General features: G+C 62.7%; 16 protein-coding genes. 3 read left to right on the top strand and 13 right to left on the bottom strand.

The window, feature by feature from the left end; all coding sequences use genetic code 11:
- Positions 1-37: 37 nt before the first annotated feature.
- A complete protein-coding gene (locus tag ABRP30_RS19760) occupies positions 38-1036 on the bottom strand; it encodes a sulfate ABC transporter substrate-binding protein (protein ID WP_241804534.1) in 999 nt (332 codons plus the stop codon).
- A 184-nt stretch (positions 1037-1220) separates the two neighbouring features.
- On the opposite strand from ABRP30_RS19760, the gene ABRP30_RS19755 reads away from it, so the two are divergent.
- Positions 1221-5708, top strand: a complete 4488-nt coding sequence (locus tag ABRP30_RS19755; protein WP_349976143.1) for an NEL-type E3 ubiquitin ligase domain-containing protein — start codon at positions 1221-1223, stop codon at positions 5706-5708.
- Here ABRP30_RS19755 and ABRP30_RS19750 read toward each other — a convergent pair.
- The 7 genes from ABRP30_RS19750 to gcl form a co-directional block, all read right to left on the bottom strand.
- Positions 5681-6505, bottom strand: a complete 825-nt coding sequence (locus ABRP30_RS19750; protein WP_241804532.1) for an ion transporter — start codon at positions 6503-6505, stop codon at positions 5681-5683. The genes ABRP30_RS19755 and ABRP30_RS19750 overlap by 28 nt on opposite strands.
- 45 nt (positions 6506-6550) lie before the next feature.
- Complete coding sequence (locus ABRP30_RS19745; RefSeq protein ID WP_349976142.1) at positions 6551-7420, bottom strand: urea transporter; 870 nt, start codon at positions 7418-7420, stop codon at positions 6551-6553.
- Positions 7421-7690: 270 nt separating this feature from the next.
- Positions 7691-9106 (bottom strand): pyruvate kinase, encoded by a 1416-nt coding sequence (gene pyk, locus ABRP30_RS19740; RefSeq protein WP_349976141.1) that lies wholly within the window; start codon positions 9104-9106, stop codon positions 7691-7693.
- Entirely contained in the window at positions 9103-10377 is a 1275-nt protein-coding gene (locus ABRP30_RS19735; RefSeq protein ID WP_267817628.1) for a glycerate kinase, read from the bottom strand. Before ABRP30_RS19735 ends, pyk begins: the two co-directional genes overlap by 4 nt.
- 166 nt (positions 10378-10543) lie before the next feature.
- Positions 10544-11437, bottom strand: a complete 894-nt coding sequence (locus ABRP30_RS19730) for a 2-hydroxy-3-oxopropionate reductase (protein WP_267817626.1) — start codon at positions 11435-11437, stop codon at positions 10544-10546.
- Positions 11438-11591: 154 nt separating this feature from the next.
- Positions 11592-12374: a hydroxypyruvate isomerase gene (hyi, locus tag ABRP30_RS19725; protein WP_267817624.1), complete on the bottom strand. Its 783-nt coding sequence runs from the start codon at positions 12372-12374 to the stop codon at positions 11592-11594.
- A gap of 68 nt (positions 12375-12442) precedes the next feature.
- Positions 12443-14218, bottom strand: a complete 1776-nt coding sequence (gene gcl / locus ABRP30_RS19720) for a glyoxylate carboligase (RefSeq protein ID WP_241804526.1) — start codon at positions 14216-14218, stop codon at positions 12443-12445.
- Between the two features lie 257 nt (positions 14219-14475).
- On the opposite strand from gcl, the gene ABRP30_RS19715 reads away from it, so the two are divergent.
- Entirely contained in the window at positions 14476-14916 is a 441-nt protein-coding gene (locus ABRP30_RS19715) for a heme-binding protein (protein ID WP_241804525.1), read from the top strand.
- A 180-nt stretch (positions 14917-15096) separates the two neighbouring features.
- Here ABRP30_RS19715 and ABRP30_RS19710 read toward each other — a convergent pair whose 3' ends face one another.
- Entirely contained in the window at positions 15097-15708 is a 612-nt protein-coding gene (locus tag ABRP30_RS19710; protein WP_039604598.1) for a TetR/AcrR family transcriptional regulator, read from the bottom strand.
- A 132-nt stretch (positions 15709-15840) separates the two neighbouring features.
- On the opposite strand from ABRP30_RS19710, the gene ABRP30_RS19705 reads away from it, so the two are divergent.
- A complete protein-coding gene (locus tag ABRP30_RS19705; protein ID WP_349976140.1) occupies positions 15841-16755 on the top strand; it encodes a DUF808 domain-containing protein in 915 nt (304 codons plus the stop codon).
- 126 nt (positions 16756-16881) lie between these two features.
- On the opposite strand, the gene ABRP30_RS19700 is transcribed toward ABRP30_RS19705, so the two are convergent.
- The 4 genes from ABRP30_RS19700 to ABRP30_RS19685 form a co-directional block, all read right to left on the bottom strand.
- Complete coding sequence (locus tag ABRP30_RS19700) at positions 16882-17664, bottom strand: outer membrane protein OmpK (RefSeq protein WP_267817616.1); 783 nt, start codon at positions 17662-17664, stop codon at positions 16882-16884.
- A gap of 352 nt (positions 17665-18016) precedes the next feature.
- Entirely contained in the window at positions 18017-18802 is a 786-nt protein-coding gene (locus ABRP30_RS19695; RefSeq protein ID WP_267817614.1) for an outer membrane protein OmpK, read from the bottom strand.
- Between the two features lie 139 nt (positions 18803-18941).
- On the bottom strand, positions 18942-20297 hold the full coding sequence (locus tag ABRP30_RS19690; protein WP_349976139.1) for a nucleobase:cation symporter-2 family protein: 1356 nt from the start codon (positions 20295-20297) through the stop codon (positions 18942-18944).
- 157 nt (positions 20298-20454) lie between these two features.
- Entirely contained in the window at positions 20455-21783 is a 1329-nt protein-coding gene (locus tag ABRP30_RS19685) for a urate hydroxylase PuuD (RefSeq protein WP_349976138.1), read from the bottom strand.
- Positions 21784-21819 lie beyond the last annotated feature (36 nt).

The raw sequence follows: 21819 nt of genomic DNA, 5'->3' as shown, positions 1-21819 counted from the left end.
GGCGCAATGATGGCGCTCAAGTGAAGGCAGCACGCGATTACGGGTTGGTATAGATCTGGTCGAACACGCCACCATCGTTGAAGTGGGTTTTCTGCACGGTGCGCCAGTCGCCGAAGGTTTTCTCCACCGACAGGAAATCGACCTTAGGGAAGCGGTCGGTGTACTTGGCCAGTACCGTTGCATCACGCGGACGCAGGTAATTCTGTGCGGCGATTTCCTGAGCTGCCGGCGACCACAGGTACTTGAGGTATTCCTCGGCCACGGCCTGGGTGCCCTTCTTGGCTACCACCTTGTCGACCACACTGACCGGTGGTTCAGCCTCGGCCGACACGCTCGGGTAGACCACTTCGAACTGGTCGCGGCCGAATTCGCGGGCGATCATTTCGGCTTCGTTCTCGAAGGTCACCAGCACATCACCGATCTGGTTGGTCATGAAGGTCGTGGTAGCAGCGCGACCGCCGGTATCCAGTACCGGTGCCTGCTTGAACAGCTTGCCGACGAAGTCACGGGCCTTGGCCTCGTCACCGCCTTGCTTGAGCACATAGCCCCAGGCCGACAGGTAGGTGTAGCGGCCGTTACCCGAGGTCTTCGGGTTGGGCACGATCACCTGCACGCCGTCCTTGAGCAGGTCTGGCCAGTCTTTCAGGGCTTTGGGGTTACCCTTGCGCACGATGAACACAGTGGCCGAGGTGAACGGCGCGCTGTTGTTGGGCAAACGGGTGACCCAATCGTCCGGCACCAGCTTGCCGATGTCGGCAAGCGCGTTGATGTCGGTGGCCATGTTCATGGTGATGACATCGGCCGGCAGGCCATCGATCACCGCGCGCGCCTGCTTGCTCGAGCCGCCGAACGACATCTGCACGTTGACCTTCTCGTCATGCTCGGCTTCCCAGTGCTTCTGGAAGGCCGGGTTGTAGTCTTTGTAGAAGTCACGCATCACGTCGTAGGACACATTCAACAGGGTCGGGGCGGCGTGGGCCAAGTTGCCCAGCGCCAGGCCGGCCGCCAGCAGCGAGGCGGTGAATAGCTTTTTCACGAAGCATTCCTTGTTAGGGTTCAGAGGGTTGGCATTGTGCCAGTGACTATAGCCGTTCGCTTCGCAGCGATTAAAGACCGAATGGCTCTTTGCTTATGCGCGCGCCCAGCCGGGTGTTAGGTATCTAACCACTTTCAGCCCTGGGCCATACCTAAGCTCGCGCCTCCCGAAGGAGGAGCGCGCCATGACTTACCAAACCGACCCGCAGCCCGATGGACTTGCCCTGGAACAGGCCTTCCAGGATCAATTGATTGCCGCACGCCTGCCCCAGTGGCTGCGAGCAGCCCGCGCCGAACATTTGCCGGGCCTGAGTGAGGCGTTGCGCCAGAGCCTGGCCGTGCGTCAGCAACTCAGTGCAGTGCTCGCACGCCTGGAAGGTATCGACAGTTTCGCGAAAACCCGTCTGGAGCAGGCCTTGGAAGGGCCCGATGGCGAGCCTTTCAACGTGCATCTCTGGTCCTTCATTGCCGGCCACCGTGAACCGGTGATCAATGCACAGCCTGTGGGCGTGCACCTTACCGAGCTGGTGTATGACGACATGCCGCTGCTGGAAGCGGCGCTGCGCAATTTCACTGAAGATCAAGCCGAGGAGGGCGGCCAGCCGCGGGGTAACCGGCTGACCAGTGCGCGTAAAGGCGCAGCCAAACCACCGTCGGCCGTGGCGTTTGCCAAGCTGTGTCGCAGCCTCGACCTGGGCGGTCAATATCAGGCTCACCTCAACAGCGTGCTGCTGGCGCCGACAGCCCAGGGCGCAAGCGTCGCGATGCTGTTGGGTAACGCCCAACGCCAGCAGATGCTGGTGGAGGCTTACAAGGCCAGGCAGAGGGGTGTACTCGACGACGACGAACTGCAGATGATTGTGGGCTTATGCCGCGACGGCACGCCGCCGCGCCTGCAAGGCGATCCGGTGGTGGCCAGGCAACTGAGCCTGGTGGGCTGTACCCTGGAGCAGATAGTGCTGCTGGACGTCATCGATGAGGGTTGGGTTCGCAACACCACCCGGCGTTTGCTGGCGTACGTGCCGGATGATCCCCATGGGCCGTGGTGTGTGTCCAGCAGCCTGCGGCATCTGGCCAATGACCTGGGGCGGCGCCTACGTACGCGTGACTACCAGCGGTTCTTCAGCCGCTTCGTGCGGCGTCGGGACAGCCAGGCATTTTTCTCTGTGATCATCCCGGCTTACGCTGATCTGGCGGATTGGGCCAACTACGACCTCGATGAGCACATGCAGGCCCTGCGCCTGCCATTGTTCGAAACCCTGGGCACGGCGCGTATCGCGCAGATCAAGGATGACGCGGCGATGATCGCCGCCCCTGTCGCCAGCATCGACCGGGCCGTGCAGCAGGCCCACGACCAACGCCTGGCCGCAGAGGGCTGGGCGCTGCTGAACCTGGCCGGCCTGTTCATTCCGGTGATCGGCACAGGTTTGCTGGCATTCACTGCATGGGGCTTGCTCAAGGAAGTGTTCCATGGCGTCGAGGCCTGGCATGAAGGCGACACCAGCGCGGCGCTCGATCATTTGACCCATGTCGCTACCGACCTTGCCGTGATGGGCGCCACTGCTGTCGGTGTGGGGGTGGCACTGCGTACCTGGCGGCGGTCGCTGAGGGTGGACAGCTTGCTGCCTGAGCAACTGGAAGACGGTAGTACCCGGCTGTGCCGTCCGGTATTGGCCGATTACCGCAGCGTGCCACCCCTGCAGGCGCACGTGGATGAAGAGGGCGTGCATCGGCTCGATGGCCGCGCCTGGGTCGAGATGGAGGGCCACTGCTACCCCGTGGTGCAGCATGGCGCACAGGGTGAGTGGCAACTACGCCCGCGTGACGGGTATGGCCCGCAGCTGCGCCACAACGGCGCGGGGGCGTGGCGCCTGTGGTTCGAGCAACCGGCGCAGTGGGATGACCGCTATGGTTTGTTTCGCCGGCTTGGTGGACGCCTGCACGCGTTGGATGATGAGCGGATCGAGCAGATTCTGCTGATCCACGACCTGCACGCCGATCATCTGCGCGCTCTGCATGTCGAGGGCCAGGCCCCCGACGCTGTGCTGCTCGACAGCGCCGAACGCTTTGTGCTGGACCGGCGTATCAGCGTACTGATCGAGCGCCTGCGCGCCGGGCAGCCGGTGGACGACGCTGCGCTCTTGCAGCAAGCACGCGCATTGCCTGGTGGCCAGGGGCTGGGCGATCAGGCGTTGGCCGAGCTGGCCGCCGCTCGCCGTCGGTTGCTCTTCCAGCAGGCCTACGCCGCTACCCAGCCTCCATCGAGTGCAGAAACCGCAGTTCTGCGTCGCGTCTTTCCAAGCCTGCATGAATCGGCGGCACGCGCTTTGTGGCGCACTGCTCACTTGGCAGACCGCGAGCGGCTGGTGGACAGCGGGCGCGTGGCGTTGAGGCTTGCTGAGGCGGCGCGCGTGCATGTCCGGCAGATTCGTCAGGTCAGGGTGTTCGAAGCGTTCTACCTGGAAGTGGAGCAGCAGTTGGACCTTGCCCGGGTGGCGCTTGCCATGCTCAGGCACTTGCCAGCGGGCGGTGGCGTGCGCTGGGCCTTGTTCGATGGCGATGCCGGTGCCCCCTTGCTGGTCACCGGGGAAAGCGGCCCTGAATGTGCGATCCGCCATGAAGATGGCCAGTTTCGCCGCCTGGATGGCGCAGGCCAGCCGCTGGGCCAGGCTGGCGAGCTGTTCGAGGTCATGGCCTCTGCCTATGACGATCAGCTGCGCGATACCTTGGGGGTCGGCGAGCCATTCGCCCACAACTTGCGCGTACTGCTCAGCCGCCAGGCCGTAGCGCATCGCGCCGAGGTCACTCAGCTGTTGGGTGAGCCACCCTCGCGCGGCTGGTTTCGCCTGCCGCAGCGCCAGCCCGATGGGCGTCTGGGGTACCCGCTGAGCGGGCGGCGTGGAAGGCCTCCACAAGGGTTGTTTGCCTCAGTGCGCAATTTGTACCCAGGCTTCTCCGACGAGCAGATACTGGCCTGGATTGAAGGCCTGCGCACCTCAGGCAGCGATGTCCATGGGGAAATCACCCGGCTGGGCAACGAGCTTGCGGCGTTGCGCGAACGGCTGCAGCAGTGGGAGCGTCAGGCAGCATCACGGGGCCTGCGAGAAGAGCGCCGTTATTTCCGGCGTTGCCTGATCGACTGCTGGCAGCGGCGGATCACTGCGGGGGTGAACGATATCCAGGCGCCGCAGAGTTTCCGCTTTGCCATGTTCGCTGCCATGCCCGGCCAGTTGCCAGAGCTGCCCTCCCACGTCAGGTTTTCCCATATTTTTGAACTGGCGTTGTTGGGGATGCAGCTAGAGGACATTCCCGTGGCATTCCTGGGCGCTTTTCCAGAGCTTCGCATCCTTGAGCTCAGTGGCAATCGCCTGAGCCGGGTGCCGGCGGCGATCGCCCAGATGCCCAGCCTGAACGAGCTGGACCTGTTCAACAACCGCATCGTGCTCGACCCGGAACAGGCGGGCATCCTCGCCCATTGCGAGTCCCTGGAGTACCTCAACCTGTCGTTCAACCCTTTGGGCCGCGGCTTTTCTCTGCGCGCGCTGCCTCGGCTGCGACGGCTGTATTTGCGCAATACCGGCCAGACGGAGTTGCCGCCCGGGGTGCTGCGTTGCCCCGACCTGCTGCAAGCCGATTTGCGCGACAACCGTATCGCCACATTGCCTGCAAGCTATTATCGGGCACCGGTATGGAGCCGGCGCATGCTCATGCTCTGGGGCAACCCGTTGAACGATCACGACCTTGAGGGCCTGCAGACGTCGATGCCACACCTGAACATGGAAGCGCAACCGGGGACCACGTTCTTGCGTCAGCGCTGGCTGGACAGCGCCAACGTGCTGGCACGTGACGAACTGTCGGCGTGCTGGGAGGCGCTGGAGATGGAGCCCGGTGGCGACGACTTCTTCCGGTTGCTGGGCCGCTTGCTGGACACCGCAGAGTTCAGGCAGAACGGCGAAGCATTGGCGGAGCGGGTGTTCATCATGCTACAGGCCATGCAGGACCACGCCAGCCTGCGAGAGATGTTGTTCCATCAGGTCAACCAGGAACTCACTTGCCAGGACAGCGTGGCGTTGTGTTTCAGCAACCTGGAACTGAGCATGCTGGTCTGGCGTGCGCGTATCGAGGCCGGGAGTGGCGATCAGCAGGGCGCCTTGCTGCACCTGGGCCGACAACTCTGGCGGCTGGATGAGGTCGATCGCATCGTTGTGCAAGACATTCAAGCTCGCCGCGCCGCAGGCGCCGATCCGGATGAGATCGAAGTGGGCCTGGCCTATCGCGTGGCCTTGCGTGATGCACTCGATCTGCCCGCCCAACCTGGGAGCATGCTGTTTACCGCACTGGCCGGCGTGGGGCCTGAACGCGTGGAGGCGGCGCGAGCGCGGGTGCAGGCAAACGAGACAGATGAGCAGATTGCCGTCTCACTGGCTCAGCGCGAATTCTGGCAGGAGCATCTGCAACGCACGCAGGCAGCACGCCTGGAGGCGGCCGATGCGCCCTTCCACACGCGCATGCAAGCATTGCTGGAAAGCGCCGATTCGGTACCCGAGGCCGAATACCTGGCCAGGGTCGGGGTCGTCCACGCCGAGCGCCAGGCAGCGCGCAGCGACGTGCTGCTGGCGTTGACACGCGAGGCGCTGGCGCAGGATCAGTCGCGCTTGCCGAACAGTGCCTGACCACAGCGCGAGCAGAATGCCGCGTCGTGGCCATGCGTGCTTTTCTGGCAGTTTGGGCAGTCATGGTGCAACTGTTCGCCACGCATGGCATTGGCCAGTTCGGCAGTGAAAATCCCGGTGGGCACGGCGATGATCGAATAACCGGTGATCATCACCAGCGAAGACAGCACCTGCCCCAGCGGCGTCTTGGGCACGATGTCGCCGAAGCCCACTGTGGTGAGGGTGACGATCGCCCAATAGATGCCTTTGGGGATACTGGTAAAACCGTGCTCCGGCCCCTCGATCACATACATCAAGGTGCCGAACACAGTCACCAGTGTCGATACGCTGAGCAGAAACACGATGATCTTCTGCTTGCTGCCGCGCAGTGCCGCCATCAGGTAATTGGCTTGGTTCAGGTACTGGCCGAGCTTGAGCACCCGGAAAATCCGCAGCATGCGGATTACCCGGATGATCAGCAGGTACTGCGCGTCGCTGTAGTACAGGGCGAGGATCCCGGGCACGATCGCCAGCAGGTCGACCAGGCCATAGAAGCTGAAGGCGTAGCGCATGGGCTTGGGCGAGCAGTACAGGCGGGTGATGTACTCGGCCAGAAAAATCGCGGTAAAGCCCCATTCGATACCCGCCAACAGGCCTGCGTAGTTCTGGTGCACTTCATCGATACTGTCGAGGATGACGGTGACCAGGCTGGCCAGGATGATCAACAGCAGCGTCTTGTCGAAGCGCCGGCCGGCGACGGTGTCGGTCTGGAAAACGATGACGTAGAGCCGTTCGCGCAGGCTCGTAGGGTTATTCATGGGCTCGTTCCACAAAAGCAATGGGGTGAGCCTAGGGGTTGCGTTTCAGCTGTGCAAGCGGCTGGCATTGCGTTGCCTGGGTTGTGCCAGGTGGCTGCCCAAGTGCATCAGCCAACAGGCGGCGACGAACGGTGCGGTCAGGCCGGGAGCCGGTAGCAGCTTGAACAGCGATTGCAGCACTACCGCCAAGGCAATCGCCAGCAGGGTCACCCAGGGCTTTTCACCCTGTCTGCTGAAGGCTAGCGCGGCCAGTGCGGCGTTGAAGCCGTGCAGACCCAGCCAGGCAGATTGCGCTTCGGCGAACAAGCCCACGCTGCCACCGATGGCCGAGCCGATGACAGCCCACATTGCGGCATAGGGATTGGCGACGAACATGCCGACAATGATCAGTACGCCGGCCAATGGCTGGTCGAGCAGAAAAATCTGACCTACTCCCCGCGCCAGGGCATACAGCGGGTCGGCTTCGACGAAGCCGCCGGGCGAGGGGCTGGCGAACAGCAGCACGGCCCAGCCCAGCAGCACAAACGGTGCGGTATAGGCAATCAGCAGCTTGCCACCGCGCTTGCGCCACTGGTGGGTAATGATGCTCGACAGCCCGCCAGCAGCGATGATCAGTGGCGGCAGAATGGCCGACCAGGGCAGCACGGCGCTGATCAGCAGGCCGATGAGCACGCCGTTGTAGCTGTACAGCCCGGCCTGGCGGTCAGCGCGGTCGTAGCCGCGGGCCTGGGCGGTGAGCAGGCCGGCCAGGGCGCCGAGTAGGGCGCCGCCGACCAGGTTGGGCGCGGTCAGCAGAATGGCCAGCAGGCAGCACAGGCCGCACAGGGGATTGCGCAGCAGCAGCACCTGGCTGAAGCCGTTGAGCAGCGCCGTGGCCCAGTCGGGGCACGGGTTGACGAAATTTTTGGTGTACATGGGCAGTCGGCAAGGTTGATGGAAGAGCGGTGGGCCTCTTTGGGCCTCGGTTTTCCGCGTGTCTGTCGTTGCAGTGCCAGGGGAGGGCGTTGCTTGAAGCCACCCAGTCAAGCGCTTTGCAGCCGCTTCACGGCCCGCCGCCGGCAAGCCAGCTTCCACCAGGGCCGCGCAGTTCTTGAGGCCTGCGCGTACCTGTGTGAGCTGGCTTGCCAGCGATGGGCTGCGTAGCAGCCCTGCTAGCGAAACTGGCGCAAAGCGCCCCCGACACCCTCAGATCAAGGTCTCGATCCGCAGGCTGTTGGTCGAGCCCGGCTTGCCGAACGGCACACCGGCAGTGATCAGCAAGGTGTCACCACGGCTTGCCATACCCTGCGCCTGGGCGATTTCCAGTGCGGTGGTGACCACTTCATCCACCTGGCGCAAACGGTCATTGACCACCGAGTGCACGCCCCAGGTCACGCTCAGGCGGCGGGCAGTGACCAGGTTCGGCGTCAGGTTGAGGATCGGCGCCCGTGGCCGCTCGCGTGCGGCGCGCAGGGTCGAGGCGCCCGACTCGCTGTAGTTGACCAGCACCGCCACCGGCAGGATGCCGCTGATGCGGCGGATTGCGCAGCTGATGGCGTCCGACACCGTCGCTTCAGCCTTGGGCCGGCCAACGTCGAGCTGGGCCTGGTAGTCCGGGCCGTTCTCCACCTGGCGGATGATCTTGCTCATCATCTGCACCGCTTCCAGTGGGTAATCACCCGAGGCGGTCTCAGCCGACAACATCACCGCATCGGCGCCCTCGGCCACGGCATTGGCCACATCAGTGACTTCGGCGCGGGTCGGGGCCGGCGAGAAACGCATGGATTCGAGCATCTGCGTGGCCACCACTACCGGTTTACCCAGCTGACGGCAGGTGCCGATGATGCGTTTCTGGATTTGCGGCACGCTCTCGGCCGGCACTTCCACGCCAAGGTCACCGCGGGCCACCATGATCGCGTCTGCCAGTTCGGCGATGGCTTGCAGCTGTTCGACTGCCGATGGCTTCTCGATCTTGGCCATCAAGTAGGCGCGATCGCCAATCAGCTGGCGTGCTTCGACGATGTCTTCAGGGCGCTGCACGAACGACAGGGCCACCCAGTCCACGCCCAGTTCCAGGCCAAAGGCCAGGTCACGGCGGTCCTTTTCAGTCAGCGGGGAGAGGTCGAGTACTGCTTGCGGTACGTTGACGCCCTTGCGGTCGGACAGCTCGCCGCCGTTCAGCACTTCGGTGTCGATGGCGTCGTCGTGCTTGGCGGTGACGCGCAGGCGCAGCTTGCCGTCGTCCAGCAACAGGTCCATGCCGGGCTCAAGGGCTGCGATGATTTCAGGGTGTGGCAGGTTGACCCGCCGGCTGTCGCCCGGGGTCTTGTCCAGGTCCAGGCGCAGGGCCTGGCCGCGTTGCAATTGCACCTTGCCCTCGGCGAAGCGGCCCACGCGCAGCTTCGGCCCCTGCAGGTCCATGAGGATACCCAGCGGGTAGTTCAGTTGCTGCTCGACTTCACGGATCCACTGGTAACGCAGGGCGTGGTCGGCGTGTTCGCCGTGGCTGAAGTTGAGGCGGAAGATGTTCACCCCGGCTTCCACCAGCTGGCGGATGTCGTCGATGCCGTTGATCGCAGGGCCCAGGGTGGCGAGGATTTTGACTTTCTTATCAGGCGTCATGATTGTGCAGTCTCAAGGATCAGGATGGCGCGGAAGTCGTTGACGTTGGTGCGGGTAGGCTCTGTGACGATCAGCGCATCGAGTGCCGCGAAATAGCCGTAGCCGTTGTTGTTGTCCAGCTCGTCGCTGGCCGACAGGCCCAGTGCCTCGGCGCGGGCGAAGCTGTCTGGCGTCATGAAGGCGCCGGCGTTTTCTTCCGAGCCGTCGATGCCGTCGGTGTCACCGGCCAGGGCATACACGCCCGGCAGGCCCTTGAGGCTTTCGGTGAGGCTGAGCAGGAACTCGGCATTGCGCCCGCCACGGCCATTACCGCGTACGGTGACAGTGGTTTCTCCGCCAGAAAGGATCACACAGGGCGCCTTCAGCGGCTGCCCGTGCTGGACGATCTGCCGGGTTATACCCGCGTGCACCTTGGCCACCTCGCGTGACTCGCCTTCCAGGTCGCCGAGGATCAGCGGGCTGAAGCCGGCCTGGCGGGCCTGGACTGCAGCGGCTTCAAGCGATTGCTGGGGCTTGGCGATCAGCTGGAAGTGGCTGCGGGCCAGGGCCGGGTCATCGGCCTTGACGGTTTCCGAGGCCGGGTCGTTGAGCCAGTCGATGACCGCTTTGGGCGCTTCGATGTTGTAGCGCTTGAGGATCGCCAGGGCATCGGCCGAGGTGCTTGGGTCGGCCACGGTAGGGCCGGAAGCGATGACCGTGGCCAGGTCGCCAGGGACATCGGAGATTGCATAGGTGTAGACCGTGGCGGGCCAGCAAGCCTTGGCCAGGCGGCCGCCCTTGATCGCCGAGAGATGCTTGCGCACGCAGTTCATCTCGCCGATGGTGGCGCCGGATTTGAGCAGCGCCTTGTTGATGTGTTGCTTGTCGGCCAGGGTCAGGCCTTCGGCTGGCAGCGCCAGCAGGGCAGAACCACCGCCGGAGAGCAGGAAGATGACACGGTCGTCTTCGTTCAGGTTGCTGACCAGCTCCAGCACGCGTTTGGCCACAGCCAGGCCAGCGGCGTCGGGGACCGGGTGGGCGGCTTCGACCACTTCGATCTTCTGGCAGTTGGCGCCGTGGCCGTAACGTGTGACAACCAGCCCGGACACTTCGCCCTGCCAGCTCTTCTCGACCACTTCGGCCATGGCTGCAGCGGCTTTGCCGGCGCCGATGACGATGACCCGGCCGCTACGGTCGGCGGGCAGGTAGGGTTCGAGGACTTGACGGGGGTGGGCGGCAGCGATGGCTGTGTCGAACAGGTCGCGGAGAAGTTTTTGCGGATCGACCGACATGGCAGGCTCCCAATTATTGTTGTTCTGCAGAATCGAAAACGCCCCTGGAACTGCCTCCGTGCAGGCCGAACCAGGGGCGGTCCCCAGAGCTGCAAGCTTCAAGCTACAAGCCACAAGTAAAAGCAGACCTGCTTTTGCTTGCCGCTCGAGGCTTACAGCTTGAAGCTTATTTCTCGCCGCGGATCGAGAAGTTGGCCATGTGTTCCAGGCCTTTGATCAGCGCCGAGTGGTCCCAGTTGCCGCCGCCCAGTGCCACGCAGGTGCTGAACACTTGTTGGGCATTGGAGGTGTTGGGCAGGTTGATGCCCAGTTCCTTGGCGCCTTGCAGGGCCAGGTTCAGGTCCTTCTGGTGCAGGTTGATGCGGAAGCCTGGGTCGAAGGTGCCTTTGATCATGCGCTCGGCGTGCACTTCGAGGATTTTCGACGAGGCGAAACCGCCCATCAGTGCTTCACGTACCTTGGCAGGGTCCGCGCCGTTCTTGGCGGCGAACAGCAGGGCTTCACTGACGGCCTGGATGTTCAGGGCGACGATGATCTGGTTGGCGACCTTGGCCGTCTGGCCGTCGCCATTGCCGCCGACGCGGGTGATGTTCTTGCCCATGGCCTCGAACAGCGGCAGGGCGCGTTCGAAGGCTTTCGGGCAGCCACCGACCATGATGCTCAGGGTCGCGGCCTTGGCACCGACCTCACCACCGGACACCGGGGCGTCCAGGTAGGCGGCACCGGTGGCCTTGATCTTCTCGGCAAAGGCCTTGGTGGCGGTCGGCGAGATCGAGCTCATGTCGATCACGACCTTGTTCGGGCCCACGCCTTCGGCAACGCCGTTCTGGTCGAACAGGACACTCTCGACCTGTGGGGTATCCGGCACCATGACGATGATGAACTCGGCTTCCTGGGCAACCTCTTTCGGGTTGGCCAGCGCCACGGCGCCAGCGGCGATCAGGTCAGCCGGTGCGGCCTCGTGGTGGGTGGAAACGAAAATGCTGTGACCTGCTTTTTGCAGGTTCTGAGCCATGGGCTTGCCCATGATGCCGGTGCCGAGGAATCCGATTTTAGCCATGAGAAATTACCTCTTTCATTGTTATGTGAGCAGGCGACCCGGCCCCGCCAGGAGTGGCCGGGTGTCGCGAAAGGGGCGCGCAGTGGCCCCTCGGTCTCAGTGGCGCAGGAACCTGCCAGGGCTGATCTGCAGCCCACAGGTTCTGCGGGCGTTCTTAGAGTGCGTTATGGGTTTTCAGCCAGCCCAGGCCCGCTTCGGTGGTGGTCAGCGGCTTGTACTCCGCGCCTACCCAGCCTTGGTAACCGATGCGGTCCAGGTGCTCGAACAGGAAGCGATAGTTGATCTCGCCGGTGCCCGGCTCGTTGCGGCCCGGGTTGTCGGCCAGCTGGATGTGGTTGATCAGGTTCAGGTTCGCTTGCATGGTGCGAGCCAGGTCACCTTCCATGATCTGCATGTGGTAGATGTCGTACTGCAGGAACAGGTTGTCGCTGCCCACTTCGGCCTGGATTTCCAGGGCCTGCTGGGTGGTGTTCAGGTAGAAGCCCGGGATGTCGCGGGTGTTGATCATTTCCATGACCAGGCGAATGCCAGCGGCTTTGAGCTTGTCGGCGGCGAATTTCAGGTTGTCGACGAATGTCTTGCGTACGTCGGCGCACTGCAGGCCTTGCGGGCGAATGCCGGCCAGGCAGTTGACCTGGGTGTTGCCCAGGACCTTGGCGTATTCGATGGCCTTGTCGACACCCGCGCGGAATTCTTCCACGCGGTCGGGGTGGCAGGCGATTCCGCGCTCACCTTTGCCCCAATCACCGGCCGGCAGGTTGAACAGCACCTGGGTCAGGCCGTGGGCGTCGAGTTGCTGCTTGATGTCGGCAGCGCTGAAGTCGTAGGGAAAGAGGTATTCGACGCCGCTGAAACCAGCATCGGCGGCAGCCTTGAAGCGGGCCAGGAAGTCCTGTTCGGTGAACAGCATGGACAGGTTGGCAGCGAAGCGAGGCATGATGTGTCTCCTTGCGATGAAGGCCCCCGGCGCCCTCGGTCAGGGCGCAGCGCGGGGGCGTCAGGCGATCAGTCCAGCATCGAGATGGCGGTTGGCGCGTCGTTGCCGACCAGGGCCAGGTCTTCGAACTCGTTGACCGCGTTGATCTCGGTGCCCATGGAAATGTTGGTCACGCGCTCGAGGATCACTTCCACCACGACCGGTACCCGGAACTCTTCGGCCATCTTCTGAGCCTTGAGCAGGGCCGGGGCGATTTCACCTGGTTCGAATACCCGGATGGCCTTGCAACCCAAGCCTTCGACCACGGCGACGTGATCGACACCATAGGTGGCGGCGTCGGTGGAGTTGATGTTCTCGAACGCCAGTTGTACACAGTAATCCATGTCGAAGCCACGCTGCGCCTGACGGATCAGGCCCAGGTAAGCGTTGTTCACCAGCACGTGTACGTACGGCAGGTTGAACTGCGCGCCCACGGCCAGCTCTTCGATCATGAACTGGAAGTCATAGTCGCCCGACAGTGCCACGACCTTGCGTTTCGGGTCGGCTTTGACCACGCCCAGTGCCGCCGGGATGGTCCAGCCGAGCGGGCCGGCCTGGCCACAGTTGATCCAGTGGCGTGGCTTGTACACGTGCAGGAACTGCGCGCCGGCAATCTGCGACAGGCCAATGGTGCTGACGTAGCAGGTGTCCTTGCCGAACACCTGGTTCATCTCTTCGTAAACGCGCTGCGGCTTGACCGGCACGTTGTCGAAGTGGGTCTTGCGCTGCAGGCTCGCCTTACGCTGCTGGCAGTCTTCCAGCCAGGCCTTGCGGCACTGCAGCTTACCGGCGGCTTTCCACTCGCGGGCTACTTCGATGAACACGTCCAGCGCCAGGCCTGCGTCGGAGACGATACCCAGGTCCGGGGTGAACACGCGGCCGATCTGGGTGGGCTCGATGTCGACGTGGACGAACTTGCGGCCTTCGGTATAGACGTCAACGGAACCGGTATGGCGGTTGGCCCAACGGTTGCCGATGCCGAACACCAGGTCGGACTTGAGCAGGGTGGCGTTACCGTAGCGGTGCGAGGTCTGCAGGCCGACCATGCCAACCATCTGGGCGTGGTCGTCCGGGATGGTGCCCCAGCCCATCAGGGTAGGGATCACGGGCACGCCGGTCAGTTCGGCGAACTCTACCAGCTTGTCGCTGGCGTCGGCGTTGATGATGCCGCCACCGGCCACCAGCAGTGGGCGCTCGGCGTCGTTGAGCAGGGCCAGGGCTTTTTCAGCCTGCACGCGGGTGGCGCACGGCTTGTTGACGGCCAGCGGCTCGTAGGCGTCGATGTCGAATTCGATTTCGGCCATCTGCACGTCGAACGGCAAATCGATCAGCACCGGGCCTGGGCGGCCAGTGCGCATTTCGTAGAAGGCTTTCTGGAAGGCATAAGGCACTTGGCCTGGCTCCAGCACAGTGGTCGCCCACTTGGTGACGGGCTTGACGATGCTGGTGATGTCGACTGCCTGGAAGTCTTCCTTGTGCAGGCGGGCACGTGGCGCCTGGCCGGTGATGCACAGAATCGGGATGGAGTCGGCCGACGCGCTGTACAGGCCGGTGACCATGTCGGTGCCGGCGGGGCCCGAGGTGCCGATGCACACGCCGATGTTGCCTGGGTTGGCGCGGGTGTAGCCCTCGGCCATGTGCGAGGCGCCTTCAACGTGACGAGCGAGGACGTGATCGATGCCACCGACTTTTTTCAGGGCCGAGTACAACGGGTTGATGGCAGCCCCTGGGATGCCGAACGCGGTATCTACACCTTCACGGCGCATGACCAGAACGGCTGCATCGATTGCTCTCATTTTGCTCATGGGTTGTGCCTCATCGATTTTGTAATTGTATACAACTTGCTTTGTGCCAGAGTGTATTCACGGCTGGCGGTTTAGGTCAATGGGTTTTCATCGGGGGAGGTTGCTTTCGTCCGAGCGCCCATGAAAACGGCGATTTGCGTCACCGCATACGATCGTTTCAATTTATTGTATACAAAAACAATCTTACTTGTGTTCTATTTGATGAATCGTTTTTCAACTGCCCTACGGGCTTCTCACAACAAGAAGAGGACCTTTCCATGAACGCTTTGAACCTGAAAGTCGCTGTCAGCCTGGTGAACGCGGCGCTGGCGGCGGGCCGCAAGATCAATGCTGCGCCGTTGACGGTGGTGGTGCTGGATGCCGGTGGGCATGTGCTGGCCCTGCAGCGCGAAGATGGCGCCAGCCTGATTCGCCCTGGGGTGGCCACGGGCAAGGCCTGGGGTGCGATTGCCTTGGGCAAGGGTTCGCGCTTGCTGGCGCTGGATGCGCAGCAGCGGCCGGCGTTTTTTGCCGCGTTGAATGGTGTGGGTGAGCGGCCGGTAGTGCCGGCGCCCGGTGGCGTGCTGATTCGTGATCAGGATGGCAAGGTGCTGGGTGCGGTAGGGATCAGCGGCGATACGTCGGATATCGACGAGCAGTGTGCGATCAGTGCGATCGAAGAGGTGGGGTTGACGGCGGATGCCGGGGTAGCGGCCTGAATTTCTGTTGGCTGTACCGGCCTCATCGCCGGCAAGCCGGCTCCCACAGGTACTCCACGATCTGTTAACTGTGGTGTACCTATGGCAGCAACCGTCTTGCCCAATGTCTTAAAGCCGGCGCAATCCATGTGGGAGTCGGCTTGCCGGCGATAGGGCTGCAGAGCAGCCCCTCGCGTCCTGTCAGGCTGCCTCGGGCTCGCAGCCTTTGAGCACCAGCCGGATGATGGTCTCGGCTGCTGCTTCGTAATCACTGTCAGCCAACTTGGCCTTGCCGGTGATCACTGAAATCTGCCAATCGAAGTCGGCATAGGTCTGAGTCGCTGCCCAGATGCTGAACATCAGGTGGTGCGCGTCGACCTTGGCAATCTGCCCGCGCTCGATCCAGCGCTCTATGCACTCGATGTTGTGGCGGGCCTGCTCGTTGAGCTGTTCCACCTGGTTGGGTGAGAGGTGCGGTGCACCGTGCATGATCTCGCTGGCGAACACCTTCGAAGCATGGGGCAGGTCGCGCGAAATGCGAATCTTCGAGCGGATGTAGGCACTGAGCACTTCTTTGGGGTCGCCGTCGGCATTGAACGGCGTGGAGGCCTGCATGATCGGCGCGATGATGCTCTCCAGGACCTCGCGGTAGAGGTTGTCCTTGGACTTGAAGTAGTAATACACGTTCGGCTTGGGCAGGCCGGCCTTGGCCGCGATATCGCTGGTCTTGGTGGCAGCGAAGCCCTTGTCGGCGAATTCCTCGCTGGCCGCGCGCAGGATCAGTTCCTTGTTGCGCTCGCGAATGGTGCTCATGGTCAGGGATCTTCCTCGTGTCTGGCCACCTCTAAGAGGGATCGAGCATGGTAGCACCGGGCTCGATGGAGGCTCAAGGCAGCGACTTTGGGCTAGACTGCGGCCCATTCATTTCACGGGAAACAGGCAGACATGGCAGGAAGCAGTTTACTGGTACTGATCGACGACATTGCCACGGTACTCGACGATGTCTCGTTGATGACCAAGGTCGCGGCGAAGAAAACCGCAGGTGTGCTGGGCGACGACCTGGCACTCAACGCCCAGCAGGTCACGGGTGTGCGCGCCGACCGCGAGATCCCGGTGGTGTGGGCAGTGGCCAAAGGCTCGTTCGTCAATAAGGCGATCCTGGTGCCGGCGGCGCTGCTGATCAGCGCGTTCATTCCATGGGCGGTGACACCGCTGCTGATGATCGGCGGGGCATACCTGTGTTTCGAAGGCTTCGAAAAGCTGGCGCACAAGTTCTTGCACAGCAAGGAAGAGGATGCTGCCGAGCACAGTGCGCGTAGCGAGGCCATTGCCGATACCAATGTCGACCTGGTGGCGTTCGAGAAGAGCAAGATCAAAGGGGCGGTGCGCACCGACTTCATTCTCTCGGCAGAAATCATCGCCATCACCTTGGGCACCGTGGCCGATGCGCCGCTGACTCAGCAGATCATCGTGCTGTCGGGTATTGCGATCGTCATGACCGTGGGTGTCTATGGGTTGGTGGGCGGTATCGTCAAGCTCGATGACCTGGGCTTGTGGATGACTCACAAGGCCTCGAAAGCGGCCCAGGTGGTGGGCAATGGCATTCTGCGGGCGGCGCCCTACATGATGAAGAGCCTGTCGGTGATCGGGACGGCGGCAATGTTCCTGGTCGGTGGCGGGATTCTGGTACACGGTGTTGCGCCATTGCATCATGCCATCGAGGCCTTCAGCGAAGGGCGGGGCGGGGCGCTTACTGGCGCGTTGCTCAATGGTGGTGTGGGGATTGTGGCGGGTGCCGTTGTGCTCGCTGTCGTGGCGCTGGCGAGCAAGTTGTGGCGGGCGGTGAAGCCTGCCACCTGATGTGCCGGGCCGGGGCTAAGCCCCGGATCGCCGGCAAGCCGGCCCACATTGTCCCCGCCTGTCTCAGGCGCGGCGCCATTTCTGTGGGACCGGCTTGCCGGCGCTGGGCTGCAGCGCAGCCCGCTGTCAGAAGTGGACCTTGACCAGGAAGCTTGCCGTGTTCTGGTCGGTGGTGAACCCGTCGGAATCCTTGATCCCGTACTTGTTCTTCCAGTAGTCGTACTCAAAGCCTACGTACAACTGCTTCTCACCCAGGTGCAACGCCTTGCCCAGGTCATATTTGACCTGAGGGTTGAAGTGCAGGTTGGCCTGGTAGGTGCCGCGGCGGTTCTCGTCGTTGTCGACCACCCAGTCCATGAAACCGTCGATGAGGATGTCGGAGGAGCCCACAGGAATGGTGTACGACCACACCGGCGTGATCTGCCAGACATTGTCACCGGCACGGCTGCCGTCGGTGGTGCGCTGGTAGAAGTTCAGCTGGAAGTAGTCGAAGCCCGGGACGTCCAGGTCGAAGCCAGGGCCGATCAGGTAGGACTCGGTATCACCCTCGCCGAACTCGTAGGTCATTGCCAGCAGCACGTCCTTGACCGGGCCGAACGCCAGCTTCTGGTCGAAGATCTTGCCGAACGACAGGCGTGGGCTGATCTCACCGTAGTAGGTGTTATCGCCGTTACCCGAGTCCTTCTTGCCGTTGTAGAAGATCTTGTCGACGAAGATGAAGTTGTCGCCGTACTTCCAGCCATCGGCGTGCTCGAACGTGACGGTTTGCTGGATCGCTGGGTTGACCTTGAAGTTCTTGCCCCACAGGTAGGTCAGGCTGTTGTTCTGCCACTGCAGCAGGTCATCGGCGTAGGTGGTGCCGCAGGCCAGCAGGCCGCCCGCGAGAATCAGGCTATTGATGGTACGCATTGCGAGTGTCGCTCCCTTGATTGGTCTGTTGTCAGCGCTCGGTATTGGCGCTTTTTTGTCTTTTGAGTCAGCTTTTTTCGATTGGCCACAGTTGTTTGGCAAGAGCTGCGCCAACTTTCCGGATTGGCTACAACCTGCCTGCTCGACTCGTTCTGAACGGCTGAAAATGGGTATTTCCGGCTGGCAACACGTTGGCCAACCGCCCGAATTCATTGACTGAGCGGTCAGTAAACGCGGGCAGAATCCCTCCTGCCCTGTTCGAGGGGGCGCGCAGATTACTGGCTTGCGCGCCTGGCCTCAAGTGCTCCTTCCTGGAGCAGTGTGTATCAAACTTGGGCGTTTGATCAGGTTTTCAGAAATGGACCTTGATCAGCGCGCTGGCGACACTCTGGTTGCTCTGAAGATTGCCGCGGCTGTCGATGCCGTACTTGTCCTTCCAGTAGCTGTACTCAAAGCCCACATACAGCTGTTTGGCGCCCAGGTTGAGGGCCTTGCCCAGGTCGTACTTGACCTGGGGGTTGAAGTGCAGGTTGGCGTGGTACGTGCCGCGGCGGTTCTGGTCGTTGTCGGGCACCCAGTCCATGTAGCCGTCGATCAGAATGTCCGACCTGCCCACGGGAATGGTGTAGGACCAACCGGGGGTGATTTGCCAGACGTCGTCGCCAGGGCGGCCGCCTTCGGTGTTGCGCAGGTAGAAATTGAGGGTGAAATAATTGAAGCCGGGAATGTTCAGGTCAAAGCCCGGGCCGATCAGGTAGGCCTCGTTGTCACCTTCACCACGCTCGTAGGTCATGGCCAGCAACACGTCTTTGATCGGGCCGAAGGCGAGCTTCTGGTCGAAGATCTTGCCGAACGACAGGCGCGGGCTGAACTCACCGTAGTAGGTGGTCACGCCTTTGCTGGCATCGGGCTTGCCGTTGTAGAAGATCTTGTCAACGAACAGGAAGGTGTCGCCGTACTTCCATTTGTTGGCGTGCTCGAACGTGATGGTCTGCTGGATGTCTGGGTTGACCTTGAAGTCCTTGCCATACAGATAGGTCAGGCTTTCGCCGTGCCACAGCAGCCATTCGCCTGCATGCGAGGGGAGGGTGGCCAGCAGGCTGCTGCCCAGCAACAGGGTTGATGCGATGCGCTTCATGTTGTGATTCCCGGACTTATTGTTTTTGTTGGCGGATTGTTCGGCGCGCAGGCGCCCCGGGCGGCCCATTCCGGCGGGCCGACGGTGTGGCAGTTGCAACGGATAGGCGCGGGGCGACGCAAGCGCCGCCCCGCTTGGCTCAATGCTGGTGACAGGCGTCGTTGTGCGCTGCGCGGTCGGCACCACCGAGGATGTTGAACAGTACGTTCAGCACCAAGGCGCTGACCGTGGCCATGGCGATACCACTGTGGGTGATCGGTTCCATCCACTGCGGCATCTGGGCGAAGAACTCCGGACGCACCACCGGGATCAGGCCGAAGCCGACGCTGACCGCAACCAGCAGCTGGTTGCGACGGTCGCCGATGTCTGCCTCCTGAAGGATCTTGATCCCGGTGGCGGTGACCATGCCGAACATGGCAATGGACGCACCACCCAATACTGCAGGCGGGATCGAGGCGATCAGGTAAGCCGCCTTGGGCAGCAGGCTGAGCAGGATCAGCAGCGCACCGGCGACCACGGTGACATAGCGGCAGCGTACGCCGGTCATCTGCACCAGGCCGATGTTCTGGGCGAACGAGGAGTGGGTGAAGGTGTTGAAGAACCCGGCGATGAACGACGCGCCGGCATCGCACAGCAGGCCGCGGCGCAGCATCCCTGGCGTGACTTCACGATTGGTCACCTTGCCCAGGGCGAGGAACATGCCCGTGGACTCGACGAAGATGATCACCACCACAAGGCACATCGACAGTATCGGCGCCAGGCTGAAGGTCGGCATGCCGAAGTGCAGTGGCGTTACCACTTGCAGCCACGGTGCCTGGCTCAGGCCGGACAGGTCGACCATGCCGATCGAGCCGGCCAGGATGTAACCCAGGCCCATGCCTACCAGCACCGACACGTTGACCCAGAAGCCGCGCATGAAGCGGTTGATCAGCAGGATCACGGCCAGCACCAGGCCCGCGACCATCAGGTAGATCGGCGAGCCGAAGGCTTCTGCCTCATGGCCGCCACCGGCCCAGTTGACTGCGACCGGGAACAGCGAGAGCCCGATCGAGGTGATCACGGTACCTGTGACCAGCGGCGGGAAGAAGCGTACGACCTTGGACATGAACGGTGCGATGAGCATGCCGAAGAACCCGGCGGCGATGGTCGCACCGAATATCCCCTGCAGGCCAACGCCAGGCATGCCGGCCATGGCCACCATGCTACCGACGGCAGCGAAACTGGCCCCCATCATCACTGGCATGCGGATCCCCACCGGGCCGATACCGAACGACTGGATGATGGTGGCGACGCCGGCGACCAGCAGGTCGGCGTTGATCAGGAAAGCGACTTCTTCACGGGACAATCCGGCTGCCTGGCCGATGATCAAAGGCACGGCGATCGCGCCTCCGTACATCAGCAGAACGTGTTGCAGGCCTACCAGGATCAGTTGGAACAGGGGCAGAGGCTCTCGCGGTGGCGCCACAGGAATGTACGCCTTGCGTGACTCGGACATGCAGCACCTCGAGTTTTGTTTTTATTCTCGGATCCAAGCGGCAAGCCCCAGGCAGCAAGCTTCAGGAAGAAGCTTGGTGATCCGCGTGGAGCCTGACGCTCGATGCTTGCTTGTTACCTACGACTTACAGCTTGAGGCTTGAAGCGAGTGGCTTCGATCAGTTGACCTGGGCGCCTTTGGCGATCCAGTCACCGACGAGCTTGCGCTCTTCGACGGTCATCTGGGTGATGTTGCCCAGCGGCATGATCTGGCTGGCGACCGCTTGCGCCTGAATGCGCGCGGCCTGAGCCTGGATCTGCTGCGGGGTGTCGAACATCACGCCGCCAGGGGCGGTGCTGAACAGCGGGCTGGTCGGTTTCGACGAGTGGCACACGGTGCAGCGTTCCTGGATGACCGTGTGGATCTTGTCGAAGGCGCCGCCGCCGGCCTGAGCAGTCGCCTGGGCTGGGGCTTGAGCCGGTGCGGCAGGGGCTTCGGCCGCCTTGGCAGCGTCCTCGGCGCGCTGCTCGGCAGCGGTCTTGCCACCCACTGCAGTCGCGGGCAGCGGCTGGTACTCGATCTTCGCCGCGGCCTGCTCTGGGTCAACGGCCATCGGTTTCGGGCCGGTGACGTAAGCCAGGCAGATCATCGCCAGGGCACCGGCTGGCAGGGTCCAGGCGTACTTGTTGCTGTCGTGGCGGGTGTTGAAGTAGTGGCGGATCAGTACCGCAGCTACCGCAATGCCGGCCAGGATCAGCCAGTTGTACTGGCTACCGTAGGTGCTCGGGAAGTGGTTGCTGATCATGATGAACAGCACCGGCAGGGTGAAGTAGTTGTTGTGACGCGAACGCAGCAGGCCTTTGGCCGGCAGGCGCGGGTCGGGGGTGGTGTTGTTCTCGATCGCAGCCACCAGCTGGCGCTGGGCCGGCATGATGATGCGGAACACGTTACCGACCATGATGGTGCCGATGATCGCACCCGTGTGCAGGTACGCGCCACGGCCGCTGAACACCAGGCTGAAGCCCCAGCAGGCGGCGATGATCAGGACGAACAGCACGGCGCCAAGCAGTGCCGGGCGTTTGCCCAGTGGCGAATCGCAGAGCAGGTCGTAGATGAACCAACCGGCCACCAGCGAACCGATACCGATGGCCACACCCTCGGCACCGCTCAGGGTGCTGCCAGGGGCCAGCAGGTACAAGGTCGGGTTCCAGTAGAACACCACGCACAGCAGGGCGATACCGGACATCCAGGTGAAGTAGGCTTCCCATTTGAACCAGTGCAGGTTCTCGGGCATTTTCGGCGGCGCCAGCTTGTACTTCTCAAGGTGGTAGATACCACCGCCGTGGATGGCCCAAAGGTCACCCGACAGCCCGTCACGCGGATTGCTCCGGTTCAGGTTGTTTTCCAGCCAGACGAAGTAGAACGATGCACCGATCCAGGCCACGCCGGTGATCATGTGAACCCAGCGAATGCTCAGGTTCAGCCATTCGTGAAGGTGTGCTTCCACAGTATGTACCTCTGCCGATCACCGAACGATGATCGA

Source organism: Pseudomonas sp. WHRI 8519, assembly GCF_040224055.2.
In the GTDB taxonomy this organism is placed as follows: Bacteria; Pseudomonadota; Gammaproteobacteria; order Pseudomonadales; family Pseudomonadaceae; genus Aquipseudomonas; species Aquipseudomonas putida_X.
Note: the sequence above shows the minus strand (reverse complement) of the source record. Positions and strands in the feature narration are given on the sequence as shown.